This is a genomic window from Paraburkholderia sp. BR10923, from assembly GCF_040948765.1.
Classification (GTDB): domain Bacteria; phylum Pseudomonadota; class Gammaproteobacteria; order Burkholderiales; family Burkholderiaceae; genus Paraburkholderia; species Paraburkholderia youngii.
This window is the reverse complement of sequence record NZ_JBFPKO010000037.1, coordinates 1-12,525: the sequence shown is the minus strand read 5'-3', so window position 1 is coordinate 12,525 and position 12,525 is coordinate 1. Positions and strand designations below refer to the sequence as shown.

The window sequence follows — 12,525 nt, the reverse complement described above, 5'->3', positions numbered from 1 at the left end:
TGTTGCCAAGTGGAGACCATTTTCAGCGCCGGGGCAGTGCTCGTCTATGCTACCCGGAGAGAAAACAGTTGTGAGCGGAGGTGCAAAATGAAAGCGGACGGAGCCAGCTCGATTGACCTCTTGCGGGCATTGAAGACGTTTACCGCGACGGTCGATCTGGCGAATTTCTCGGCCGCCGGCCGCCAGCTCGGGGTCACACCCGGCGCTGTGAGCAAACAGATTGGCATGCTCGAGGCGCTGGTCGGCTGCCGGCTGTTTCAGCGGACCACGCGGCACCTGTCAGTCACCGAGCAAGGGCGGCGGCTCTACGCGCAGGTGCGGCAGCCGACGCAGCAGATCGAGGACGCAATCACGACGTTGTCATCCGACGAAACGCAGTTGAGCGGACCCGTGAAGGTATCGTTGCCGATCGCATTCAGTCGCGCGGCGCTGCTGCCCGTGCTGGGCCGATTCAGGGAGCGCTTCCCCCTGATCGAGCTCGATCTGCGTTTCGATAATCGCCGCGTGGACCTGATTTCGGAGGGCTATGACTGCGCGATCGGTCAGCTCAAGGATACGGATTCGAGTGTGGTCGCGCGAACGCTCGCACCGTTGACGTTGATTCTCTGCGCGGCGCCGGCATACCTTGAACGGCATGGGGAGCCCTCGTCCGTCGAAGAGCTGGAGCACCACGAGCTTATTTCGTTTCGTTCGCCGAATACCGGACGAATTCAGACGTGGAAGTTTCAGGCGCGCACGAGCGAGATCGTGCTTCAGCCTCGCTCCCGGCTGGTCGTGACGGACACCGAGGCCTTGACCGAACTCGCCGTCGCGGGCTGTGGCATCGCCCTGTTGGGCGCACATCACGCGGCGCCGTTGATCGACGCCGGCAGACTGAAGCATGTACTGCCGGGATGCGCCGAGCGGCGCAGCGACATCTGCGTCTACTACCCCGCTCGCAGGCATCTGCCGCCACGCGTCACGGCATTTGTTGAATTTGTCGTGGCGGAAGTGCGGGAAAGCGAACCGGTGAAGCGCGCGATCGCGATCGGACGGCGGCAGCAGGCCACGCAGGCGGAAACACAGGCTCCCGGGTAGGCTGCCGGGCGACGGAACGGGGAGCGGTCCTTTCCCAATTTTCTCTATTCGTTCTCGTCGAAGTAGTGAAGCGGCCTTGCCCAACAGGCCTCTGCCAACAAACCTACGCCAAAACCTGCGCCAAAACCTGCGCTGAGTTCCGTTGCGGTTCCTAGGCTAATTAGTGTTGCGTTTCACGACAGACGACCCGAAGGTGGCGAACCTGTCGCGGCATGACGGGGAGGCAGTCCCAAAGCAAAACACGTTCGGAGAAGATCCAACACCCACTCAATTGACAACAACCCGCCGCAAACCCAATGCTGGGCCTAATTCGGGTCCCATAGCGGCCGCCGATCCCGTCAGCGATACCGGCATTCCCCCCCGGCACTCAACGGCCTTAGGTGGGCCGCATCGGAAAATCAGCTCCGCGCGCTTAAGAAAGATCGTCCAAGCCTTGCATCTCCAGATGACTTCGGAGGTTGATGCCGCCAGCGATACCGTCAGGTCACAGCTCCCTTGAGCCTGCCGGCGGCTGGTCGGCCAATGCGGACGCTCGCCGGTCAGGCGCCGTGTGGCTGCTGCATGTCCCTTTTCTGTCGTTGGCAACCAGGTGCCGGCGAATGTCGCCTTCCGGGGAATGCGAACGAGTCTTCACGACCCATCTCTGCCTCTCGACCCGGCCGGACCTCGACGGCGGCTGTCAGGATTCCGACAGCCATCCAGGAGCCTGGAGCGTCCAGCAGGTTCTAAGATTTTTGCTGCTTGGCGAGCACGATTTCGGTGACACAACTATGATGATCTTGTACGGATCTCGATTCCGCTGCGATGCTGGAAGATCTCCAAATGGCGATTATGGGAGGCGCGATGATCGAGCAACTCAACGTTCAATTGGTGCAGCAGGCATACGATGCATTCAGCAAGGCCGATATCGAGGGCGTCCTGAAAACGCTCGCCGATAATGTCGACTGGTTCATACCGGGGGCCACTGAAATCATCCCATTCGCCGGCAGAAGGCACGGCCCTCAGGAGGTCGCGGAATTCTTCAGTGCGCTTGCTGCGACTCAGACTGCCGAACGATTCGAACCTGTCGATTTTATTGCCAGCGAAGACAAGGTGGTCGTGCTTGGGGTCCAGCGCTGGCGCGTAAATTCAACTGGCATTACGTATGAAGATGAGTGGGCTCACGTCTTCACAATCGAAAACGGAAGAGTCACAAAATTCAAGGAATACCACGACACGGCGCGTGAAGCGGCGGCCCATCGGCCATAGAGATCATTGGCCTACAAGGTTAGATCACGTATGGCAAATCTGGATGCCGAATTCGACCTAGTCCCGGCGATTTAGCGCAACGCGGAAGGCTGTCCATCTCCGCAACAAGAACGCGGATCAGGTGTTGCCCGGCCCATAGCGAGGGGGCGTCACCGCAAAGCGGCGAAGGGACCCCGACGCGTTAAGCGTCACGCCGGCACGGTAGCCACGAAGCTGCATCGGGCGGGATGACCCGCGCAGCGCGACGGCAGGGATACATCGCGAACACATCGGTGGTGCTTTGCGCGAAGCGCAATGCACGCCGGCAGGCAGCGCGGGAACGAATTACAACGTGCCGAACTTCCACCGCATTATCGTCTTTGAAACTCTCTTTCTCGTCGTTTTTGCTTTGGCAGAACTGGTCCTGAAGCGCCACGATTCATTGCCTGTTTCAACGATGTGGCAATGGTGGGTGTCCACGGCGGTCTTCATGTTGTCGTAGATGCCGCGACGCGGCACGCCGCCGAACGCGGCAAATGCGCGTGCGTGCGCATCGAACAACATCTCGTGACTCCGTGTGGGATATGCGATCAGCCAGAAGGCGCGGCTGGCGTTCAGTTTGACGTGGGCGACTTCGAGACGGCGCCGCAGACCGCCGATGAAGGCGTACTCACAGCTTATTTCATCTATCGCGCGCAGCAACTCCTTTAACGCGAGTGGCTTCTTGAGACGTAGATCGCCAAGCCCGCGCTCGACCTGGACGACCGGATGGCGTTGCGTGCGGCGCTATTTCAGGTCGAGCTAAAAAGGCGGCAAGCTCAATCGTCCGGCTGGCGCCGAACCGGCAACCACGTCCCCGCCGGACAACGGAGCCAATAGCCGCTCCACACGCGGCCGCGCCACCGCCAACGCAGTCCCGATCCCGCCCAGCAGCCCCACCCCGTACAAGGCTAGAAAGGCCGTATAGGACATCGCCGGGGCGATAAGGCGCGCCACGCCTACAAAAGACGCATAGAGCCACGACACCGAACTGATGGCCCCCAACAAGACGCATATCGTCGCCGCCCGACGTGGGCGACGCTGCGGTGTGGTCAGCATCGGAAACGCGACTCGATGCAGCAGCAAGCCGTTCGCCGTCAGCAGGCATACCACTGTCAGCTTTGCAGCCAGCTTCGGCTTGGAGACCAGCACAGCCATATGTAAGCCGGTGCCAAGCAGGATCATAGCGACGCCCGTTATCCAGAGCAGGCCGAGCAACCCTGCAATGGTACGTCCGGTGGCTTCCAGTCTGACGGCATCAATGCGCCGAGCGGTGAGCAGCGCCACGTCTTCCCGCAACACGCGCGCGATGACGAAGGCGAAGACGAGGGTGTGGCTATATAACAAGAGCTGGCGGGCGGTGATGGTAAGCATGTTCATGACGGGCCTCACTTCCTTATGAGGGTTTCGCGGACCGACTCCTGGCCGGCGGTCGGTGATCGTTTTTTGAGGCGCGTGGCCTTCCAATTTCCGACCAGAGCCCACTGTGCCGACGGTTGCATTTAACGGCTTGCCGACTCTACCGTTCTAATCGTCAGTCCGGCTGGTGAGCGTCGCGGCTACACAACGAACGTCGACAGTTTTGCGAACTTGCTCACGGCAGGGTCTCTCATAGGGCCTTGTCATTTTTTGATAGTGCAAGGAAGATGATAGATGGGCCATATGTTTTTAGTACGCGCGTTGGGAAAAAACCTGTTGTGTTGTTTGTGTTGTGTTGGAAAACGAACATAACGAGGACAAGTAAAAAACGGTTCTAGAGGTACGCAAAGAGGTTGTCCTCGCAATCTTTTTATTCAACAACAGCGTATCTGTCCCACTGCTGCGTGTGCTGACCGATCGCGGCACGGAACACTGCGGCAATCCCGAGCATCACGAATATGAGCTGTATCTGGCCGTGGAGGATATCGATCACACTCGTACCAAGGCCAAGTCGCCGCAGACCAACGGGATCGTCGAACGGCTGCACAAAACCATGCTCAACGAGTTCTATCGTGTGGCCTTCCGAAAGAAGATCTACGAATCGATAGACGTGTTGCAGACTGATCTTGATGCGTGGCTCGACCAGTACAACAATGAACGTGAACATCAGGGACGATGGTGTTACGGCAAGACCCCGATGCGCCCCTTTCTCGATTCACTGCAACTCGCCAGGGAGAAACTCATTCCCCATTGATCGCGTCTTCTCTATCGGCCCAGACTACCTGTCAGATCGAGTTCCAGCTAACACACTTCAGCTATGGGATTCGTGAAACAGGGGCAAGGTCACTTTCCGGCCCTGAACGCTCCCCAAGATCATTGGAAAGATAAGGAATTGGAAGCGTCGCAGCCGCGGAGCAGGCAGGACCGCCCCGTGGAAAAGTGCTCATCGTCCACCACCCTCTGGACGTTCGTCGCTTCCAATTCGCAGACCGCGAAAAAAGTAACCTGCGGGCGCCTTTTTATCGCAAGAATAAGCCTATTTGCCGCCGTGCTCTAACCTCCGGCCCACTTCCTGCCGACATCCAGTAGTATCTCTTACCTGATGAGAGGCTCCAAAAGGTAATTGTTACCGAATCCCTATCGCTTATTCCCTTTTTGCGAATTCGCTCGCTGACTGCGCAAAGGCAAGTCAAGTGAGGATCGCTCCGGTAATCGAAATCCCTCCGACAAGCAGTTCGATAGAAAACGCGGCGCCTTGATGAACGCCTGGGAGCCGTCGTCCGATCGTATTGCAGCGGTTTGATAAGCATACCGAATTAAAAGGTGCAACCACTTTCTGGCGCACGTCAGACCCGTGTGACTCGAGTGCTTACCAACTGAATTTGGCCGGGTCTTCCGGCTGCGGATTATTTCTGTGATCAATCGACGACGATTTCTCGGCTGCCTGACGGCAGCTGCAAGCAGCTATGTACTGGTGGCGTGCGGTGGCGGGAGCAACAGCGACGCCACTGCGCCTGGCAGCAACAGCAGTGCGGCCAAGGCAAACGCCAGCGTATCCACCTCACCTAACGGCACGGCAACCCCGCCGGCAGCGTCCATTGTCGACGCCTCCGGCATCGTGTGGACGACCTCGAACGGGTATATCTACAGGAACGGGACCAAAGACCCCTACTCGTACAACGTCACAATGCTGCTGTGGTACAACGGCAGCGTCTTCCAGCAGAACACGAGCGGGGATTACTATGTGTGGCTTGGGACGGGGTGGACAAACTCTGTCGATCCGCGTCTTATTGCGGCCAACGGTACGACTTCTGCCAACGGCACGACAACCCCGCCGGCGTCCGCCATTGTCGACGCCAGCGGCAGTGTGTGGTTGACCGCCAACGGGTATATCTACAGGAACGGGACCAAAGACCCCTACTCGTACAATATCGTGATGCTGCTGTGGTACAACGGCAGCGTCTACCAGCAGAACACGAGCGGAGATTTCTATCAGTGGATTGGGTCGGGATGGACACCGGCTTCCAATCCCTGCCTCGGGGGCACTTCGGCCAACGGCACGACAACCCCGCCTGCGGCGTCCATTGTCGACGCCAGCGGCATCGTGTGGATGACCTCCAATGGGTATATCTACAGGAACGGGATCAAAGACCCCTACTCGTACAACGTCGCGTTGCTGCTGTGGTACAACGGCAGCGTCTACCAGCAAAACACGGGCGGGGATTTCTACAAATGGCTTGGGACGGGCTGGACACCCTCAGTCGATCCGCGCGTCGGGGGTAATATTTCGGCCAACGGCACGACAACCCCGCCGGCGACGTCCATTATCGACGCCTCCGGCATCGTGTGGACGACCTCCAACGGGTATATCTACAGGAACGGGACCAAAGACCCCTACTCGTACAACGTCACAATGCTGCTGTGGTACAACGGCAGCGTGTACCAGGAAAACACGAGCGGCAATTTCTATCAGTGGCTTGGGTCGGGATGGACGTCGTGTATCGATCCGCGCCTTGGCGGCACTTCGGCAGACGGCACGACGATTCCGTCCGCCGCCTACATCATCGACAAGTCCAGCAACATCTGGACGCTTTCGAACGGCTATATCTACAAGAACAAGGTCAAGGATCCGTCCTCCTCCAACGTGAGCCTGCTGTTGTGGTATGGCGGCATGATCTACCAGTCGGGGACGGGCGGGCAGTTCTCTGTCCTGACATGGAACGGCAACTGGTTACCGTGTACGGACCCGCGTATCGCCGCGGCGGCCACGCCGGGCGCGTTCTACGGCATCAACGGGCACTACGATTATACGTTTACGCCCGCGCAGGTCGTCGGCGCGCTGCGTGCGCTAGGATGCACGACTTATCGCGTCGGCGTTTTCAACACGCCGACCCAGATAAACGCGTTGGTAGCCCTGGCAAGCGCTTTCAAGTCCGCCGGACTGACGCTTTTCCCGCTCGTCGAATACGGGCTCCGTGACACAAACAACAACCTGTACACGAGTGAATCGGCGGCCTATCAGGCTTCATTCTCAGGGGCTGCGGCGATTGCCACGGCGCTGGCGCCGTATGGCGTCACGATGTACGAATGTGGCAATGAACTGACCCGCGACGGGGCGATCATCCTGAATTCGGCAACAGCCGGAACAGGCAGGGGCGACTTCAACAACGCGAACTGGCCGATGTTGCGCGGCGCGATGCGCGGCATGATCGATGGCATCAAATCCGTGCAGCCGAACGCCAGGTGCGGCATCAACTTCTGCGTGGCGGATATCGCCGCCTCCGACATGCTATGGGATGGCCTGCAGCCGGATGGAACGAGCGGTTACCCTAAGGTTCGCTGGGACATCACGACGTGGCACAACTACCAGCCTTATGGCGATATCTTCGATGTAGGCTCGGACGGTGCCGGTCCAGGCTTCAACCTGCCGATCTACTGCAAGGCGCGCTATGGAGTGCCGTTCATCATCTCCGAATGGAACGCCGCCCCCGAAGATACCGAAGCGTTCCGCGCGACCTACGTCAGTCAGCAACTCGGCGAATTCTATGCGGCGCGCAAGACGTCTGCGGTTCAGTCGGTGATGTACTACGACTTGACGAGTGGTGACCAGACGTTCGGCATCGTCTCGAACAGTCTGGTACCGATCCAGCCGACTTACGGTGCGTTCCAGAGCTTCGTCGCAGCGAATCCTGACACCTGAGCCGATGCGGACGCCAGAGTCGGTATTCGCGATCGTCACGGCACTAGCATGTCTCGATATGCCGAATGTGCGTAAACGCTAGCGTTTTCACACCTGGCTTCTGCGTTTGAGAAGGTCCGCAATTGCGTCGGCAGCGAACGCTTCGAACGCTGCGAACGCAAATCACGGCTGGGACGACCGGAGCTTTCTTGAGTCTGCGGGTGACACGCATTGGTGGCGGCAATCACGGTTTCGATTCCGCAAATGGCTCAATGAGACGGGATCGCTTCGGAGCTTGACAATGGGGGCTACACCGGAACCCGCTACTAATTTCCGGAACGTGCGGAAAAGCTGCGCGTCATCGTTCAACGTTTTTCTAGTTCTAGAGGTTTGATATGGGAAGTCTCAGCATCGGTCATTGGCTAATCGTTCTGGCCATTATTGCGCTTGTTTTCGGCACCAAGAAATTACGTACCGCCGGTTCCGACCTGGGCGGTGCCTTCAAAGCATTCAAGGAAGGCATGGGTGGTGGGTCACCGTCGACCACTAATGGAGCCGCGGCCCAGCCGACGATTGATGTTCAGGCGAAGGATGTAATCGCGAAGTAACGGACCCGCCACATTAGCATCCAGAGCCACAGCCTCCGGTTTACAGAAATTCGCTCGTTTCTGCGGTGTGCTCGGTACAAGCCCCGATCTCGCCGATATCCTGCCAGGCGGCCGCGCCGAGATCGTCCCACTCAATGTGAACAATAACGAGCCTGCGGTGCCGGCTCCAAAGGCAGTTGATGGTTGAGAGTGTGAGTCCGGCGATGCAGGTAGCAGGTGTCCGGCCGCTCGATAGCTCCACCGTCGGCAATCCGCCACACATTGCTGACCTAAAATCCAGCCCGCTCCAATGTCGGCTCTGGCCGACAACTGGGGTTGAGCACCATGCGGGTTTCGAAGTGGACGGGTCGTTCGAACGACCACCGCATGGCTCAGGCGAGCGGCAGAAAGTGGCCGGTTGTACGCATTCAACTCCCGTCATTGAAAGCCGCCGTTCCCTACGGCAGCGGCAGCTTTGTGGCGCCGTATCTGAATGGGTACAACCGGCCAATAGGCGACGGTCGTCGCCCTTCGGTCGGAGACCTTCAGGCGGCCGGAGGGCATTGGCAAGCGGTCATCAAACCGAGGCCGTTCATGGCGGTCCGCCTGAATGGGGTCACAGCCTTGCTTAATCGGCAAAGCGCTGTGAGCGATACGGGTCCAATAGATTCACAGCCACGCCGTCAAGCAATTCAGTCGCGATAAGCTGCGACAATCCGGCTGCCAGACTGATGCCCGCGTTCGTTGTGATCGAAAACACGCCGGGCAGGTCTTCAGAACGGCTCACGACGGGCAGTCCATCAGCGGGAATGACGCGACGCGTTTCGGTGACTTTCTCTACAACGGCGTCCTTTAAGCCGGGCAGCACGCGCGCGGCGACACGTACAAGCTCCTCGGGGTCGGGCGTGCTTGGATCGCCAACGGGCGAACCGGAGAAGTGCTTGGCGATGACCACACGACCGTCGATGCGCTGGATCGCGTGAACATGCGCGCCAAGAATGACCGAATCGAAAATCCGTGGCAACGGCGCGAGATGGACGACGCTCCCCGTGCTGTGGATGAGCGGTGCCTTAAGCCCCGTGCCTTCGACGAGTTCCGGGTTCGCGATGCCGCCCGCGAAGATGAGGATATCGGCCTCGCGCTTGCCACTTCCGCTTTGGATCTCGTAACCGCCCGCCGTCTTGGTGAAGCCTTGATACGCGTCGTGCGGCGAATATTGCGCGCCTCGTGCGACCGCCGCATCGAGCATCATTGACGTCAGTTGCACAGGCGACATCATCCCTTCATCGGGCGTGTAGAAAATGTCCGTTTCGGCTCCCGGCTCAAACCCCGGCTCAATCTCGCGTGCCTCGGCCGCGGTGACGCGGTACGTCGGGCTGCCCCAGCGCAGGCGCCGGTCCAGTTCCGCCGCGAGTTCCCGTGCCTCCTCGGTGCCGGGCTCGGCGCTTTGAAAGCAGCCTGACCAGCGAATCGGCAGACCGTCGATTTCGCTTTGCAGGAAACGCCAGCGCAGGTGCGACAGGCGATGCAGACTGAAGTAATGCTGCGCGCCAACTTCGCCAAGCGAGTCCGCATTGCGGAACTTCGTCTGATTCGTTATCCACGCGAATGATCCAGAAGTGGCGCCTCTCGCGACTTCGTTCTTGTCGAGCACGGTGACGCGCGCGCCGCGTTTCGCGAAATCATAAGCGAGTGTGGTGCCGATGATGCCAGCGCCGATGATGATGACTTTAGGTGCCGAATTCATAGAGTGCCTCTTTGCATTGGTGCAAGAAGTGTTGCCAGGGTGAGATTCTTAAGTCCGAGTTGCTGTGGCTGACCGGCGTCAGCGATGGCTACGCCGTCCTTTCCGCTCAGCTGCGAGCCTCTCTTCGCTGCAGAGAGTGTTCGCTGGCGCTCGCTGCCATGCTCGGAGCATTCGCCGCGCCGAGCGACACGTTACGGGTCTCGGGAGCCATGCGAACCGATACGAGCAGGCCAATCAGGCTGATCCCACCCGCGATAAGCAGACCAGTCGCGCTTCCAAAATGGACTAGCACGGTAGGAAGGAGGAACGTTCCTGCCGCGGCTCCGATGCGGCTTGCAGACATCGCGAGTCCCATACCGGTTGCACGAAGATCAGTCGGAAAAATCTCGTTCGGGTAGATGAATTGCAGCCCGGAGCCGGCAGCTTCGGCCACCGTGAAGAGAACGAACAAACCGATCGCAACCGTGGCAATGTTCGACATCGGCGTTGCCAGAAGAAAAAGCGCGAGCGTTGCAAGAACGAAAGAGACCAGACAAAGCGTGCGCCGACCGACGCGGTTGACGACGAACATGCCGATCGCAGTTCCGACGATGGCAAATGAAATGATCACGAGCGAGCCGGCGAGTGGCTGAGTGACGCCGAGCGATTTCAATAGCATCGGTTGAAACGTCTTGATTGCGAACGAAGGCGCAATCTGACACATCCAGAAGATCGAGCAAAACACCAGCATGCGCCCATAGCCTCGCGAAAGCAGTTCGCGAATTTTGGACAGCCCAAGGCCACGCCTGGAGGTGCTCACGCGCGTTTCAGCAACGAGTGCATCGAAGTCAACCTGTGGCCCAAGGTGCTGTGCCACGATGCTACGAGCCGCCTCTACGCGTCCTGCGGAAATCAACCAGCGCGGCGACTCGGGGATGCTCAGGCGCAGCAGCAGGAATATCGCCGAAGGGATCGCAGCGCTCGCAAGAATGTAGCGCCATACACCGCTATCACTACCGCTAACGATCAGACCCGTTGCAAGGCTTATGGTGTATCCGACCCAGAGCAAAAGCACGAGGCTCGCGAGCACCGGCCCGCGAAGCTTCCGAGGCAGAAATTCAGCTGCGAGCGCGGTCGCTATGGGATAGTCCGCGCCCAGCGCAACCCCCATGACGAAACGAAGGACGAACAACGTCGTCACGTCATGTACGAACAGGTGCGCGAGTGAGCAGATAACGAATACGGCCAGATTAAGCACATACATCTTCTGGCGGCCGAAGCGGTCCGTCATGGGTCCGAAAACCAGGCCGCCGGCGAACATGCCGATCAGGCTCGACGCGCCGATCAGACCGATCTGCAGCGCGTTCAGCGCGAGGTCCTTCGCAATGAACGGCAGCGCTACAACGATGATCCCTAGCAGATACCCGTCACAGAACGGTCCCCCTGCCGCCACGAGGGCTATCCTCTTATGAAAGCGGCTCGGAGGTAAATCTTCGATGCCGACGAGTGCCTTTCCCATATGTGCCTCCAAACGTTACCGAATCAAATGACGGGATTTGTTTTTCTATTCAGCTAGGCTAAGGTGGGGGCACAATATCGGTCAATGTCAGATTTTATTCACCAGATATCGAAGGATTCGATATGCTGTTCAGCGAGGAGATCAACACGTTCCTGGCGGTGGTCCGCTCGGGAAGTTTGCTTCAGGCGGCCGAGATCGTATCTACGACGCAATCGACCGTCTCGTATCGGATCCAGTCCCTCGAGCGCCGGATAGGGCATCCGCTGCTCCTGCGCTCGCGGGGAACCAGGGGCATAACACTGACCTCCGAGGGTGAGCGTTTTCTCGACATTGCCGAGCGCTGGAAAATGCTTGAAATTGAGGCCGAGCAACTTCAGGCCGACCAGGTACGACATCTTGCTGTGGGTTCCGTAGACGCGGTCGCGATCAACGTCCTGCCTCCGTTTGTCGCTGCGCTCTGCGATGAGACACCGCCCGTGCGTCTGCACATGGAAAGCTCGCGCTACTTTCAACTCGCCAACCGGGTTGCATCTGGTCATTTGGACGTAGCCTTCACGCTGTCCCCATCCGAACACATCGATCTTGTTTCAAGGAAGGTCCGGGATTACGCGATGCTTGTGGTCTACGCTGGCTCGGGTAAGACCTCGTTGCCGGAAGCCCTCGACATTACCGACCTCGAACCGTCAAGAGAAATTTATCTGCCGTGGTCGCCTCAGTTCGACATGTGGCGCAGCCGCCGCGGATTGTCGCGGCACGTAAATTGGGTTGAGAAAGCACACATGCTCGCGCCGATGCTCAGAAATGCAGCGTGGGCCCTCGTTCCGAGTTTTTTGACGACCCCATTGGCGAAGGAGACGGGCTGCACGATCCACCGGATCGCGCTAAGTCCGCCCGACCCACTTTCTCTTTTTATGATTTTGCGCAAACAGAGTAGCGACGCTACCGGACGTCAGCAACAACTTATCGAAATGGCTCTCGCCGCCCTCAAATGAATTGGCGCGGCAACAGCACGATGAACCGGCAAGGATCGTGATCGGCTTGGCTGTCTGGGATTCTTGACGGTGGACCAGAAACGCTGCGCTGGCCATTAGCATCAACGCCGCCCCTCCCGGCTCCGACGATCACTAATAAACCTTAACAAAATGAACAAAGGGGCTGTTTACTCTCGATGAATCCTGTTAACCTTTTCATTGTTTCGACGACGAAAAGGACATGGCTAAACCCATACTCGACGACGAACTTTGGGCACTCA

8 protein-coding genes and 2 pseudogenes are annotated in these 12,525 nt (G+C 58.7%); 6 read left to right on the top strand and 4 right to left on the bottom strand.

The features are described 5' to 3' along the window. The first annotated feature begins 9 nt into the window (after positions 1 to 9). Positions 10 to 1,077 (top strand): LysR family transcriptional regulator, encoded by a 1,068-nt coding sequence (locus tag AB3X94_RS36960; protein ID WP_368614089.1) that lies wholly within the window; start codon positions 10 to 12, stop codon positions 1,075 to 1,077. An 843-nt stretch (positions 1,078 to 1,920) separates the two neighbouring features. Continuing rightward, positions 1,921 to 2,325 (top strand): nuclear transport factor 2 family protein, encoded by a 405-nt coding sequence (locus tag AB3X94_RS36955; protein WP_368614111.1) that lies wholly within the window; start codon positions 1,921 to 1,923, stop codon positions 2,323 to 2,325. A 453-nt stretch (positions 2,326 to 2,778) separates the two neighbouring features. On the opposite strand, the pseudogene AB3X94_RS36950 reads toward AB3X94_RS36955, so the two are convergent. Both AB3X94_RS36950 and AB3X94_RS36945 read right to left on the bottom strand, forming a co-directional pair. Then, positions 2,779 to 2,964: pseudogene (locus AB3X94_RS36950) on the bottom strand (IS21 family transposase); the annotation flags it as partial. A 141-nt stretch (positions 2,965 to 3,105) separates the two neighbouring features. Next, on the bottom strand, positions 3,106 to 3,723 hold the full coding sequence (locus AB3X94_RS36945; RefSeq protein ID WP_368614088.1) for a hypothetical protein: 618 nt from the start codon (positions 3,721 to 3,723) through the stop codon (positions 3,106 to 3,108). A gap of 430 nt (positions 3,724 to 4,153) precedes the next feature. Here AB3X94_RS36945 and AB3X94_RS36940 point away from each other — a divergent pair. The 3 genes and pseudogenes from AB3X94_RS36940 to tatA form a co-directional block, all read left to right on the top strand. Beyond that, positions 4,154 to 4,516: pseudogene (locus AB3X94_RS36940) on the top strand (integrase core domain-containing protein); the annotation flags it as partial. A gap of 660 nt (positions 4,517 to 5,176) precedes the next feature. After that, entirely contained in the window at positions 5,177 to 7,462 is a 2,286-nt protein-coding gene (locus AB3X94_RS36935) for a hypothetical protein (protein ID WP_368614087.1), read from the top strand. A gap of 374 nt (positions 7,463 to 7,836) precedes the next feature. Continuing rightward, positions 7,837 to 8,049: a Sec-independent protein translocase subunit TatA gene (gene tatA / locus AB3X94_RS36930; RefSeq protein ID WP_176105829.1), complete on the top strand. Its 213-nt coding sequence runs from the start codon at positions 7,837 to 7,839 to the stop codon at positions 8,047 to 8,049. Between the two features lie 607 nt (positions 8,050 to 8,656). Here the strand turns inward: tatA and AB3X94_RS36925 are convergent. Next, a complete protein-coding gene (locus AB3X94_RS36925; RefSeq protein ID WP_176105828.1) occupies positions 8,657 to 9,775 on the bottom strand; it encodes an FAD-binding oxidoreductase in 1,119 nt (372 codons plus the stop codon). 106 nt (positions 9,776 to 9,881) lie between these two features. Beyond that, complete coding sequence (locus AB3X94_RS36920; protein ID WP_176105827.1) at positions 9,882 to 11,273, bottom strand: MFS transporter; 1,392 nt, start codon at positions 11,271 to 11,273, stop codon at positions 9,882 to 9,884. Positions 11,274 to 11,395: 122 nt separating this feature from the next. Between AB3X94_RS36920 and AB3X94_RS36915 the strand changes: the two genes are divergently transcribed. Next, positions 11,396 to 12,265 carry a LysR family transcriptional regulator gene (locus tag AB3X94_RS36915; RefSeq protein WP_368614086.1) on the top strand — a complete coding sequence of 290 codons (870 nt, stop codon included), beginning with the start codon at positions 11,396 to 11,398 and terminating at the stop codon, positions 12,263 to 12,265. Positions 12,266 to 12,525: the final 260 nt, after the last annotated feature.

Bases quoted from the DNA above. Each gene is read 5' to 3' on its own strand.
- tatA (WP_176105829.1), top strand. From the start codon at position 7,837: ATGGGAAGTCTCAGCATCGGTCATTGGCTAATCGTTCTGGCCATTATT.
- AB3X94_RS36945 (WP_368614088.1), bottom strand. From the start codon at position 3,723: ATGAACATGCTTACCATCACCGCCCGCCAGCTCTTGTTATATAGCCAC.
- AB3X94_RS36920 (WP_176105827.1), bottom strand. From the start codon at position 11,273: ATGGGAAAGGCACTCGTCGGCATCGAAGATTTACCTCCGAGCCGCTTT.
- AB3X94_RS36915 (WP_368614086.1), top strand. From the start codon at position 11,396: ATGCTGTTCAGCGAGGAGATCAACACGTTCCTGGCGGTGGTCCGCTCG.
- AB3X94_RS36925 (WP_176105828.1), bottom strand. From the start codon at position 9,775: ATGAATTCGGCACCTAAAGTCATCATCATCGGCGCTGGCATCATCGGC.
- AB3X94_RS36955 (WP_368614111.1), top strand. From the start codon at position 1,921: ATGATCGAGCAACTCAACGTTCAATTGGTGCAGCAGGCATACGATGCA.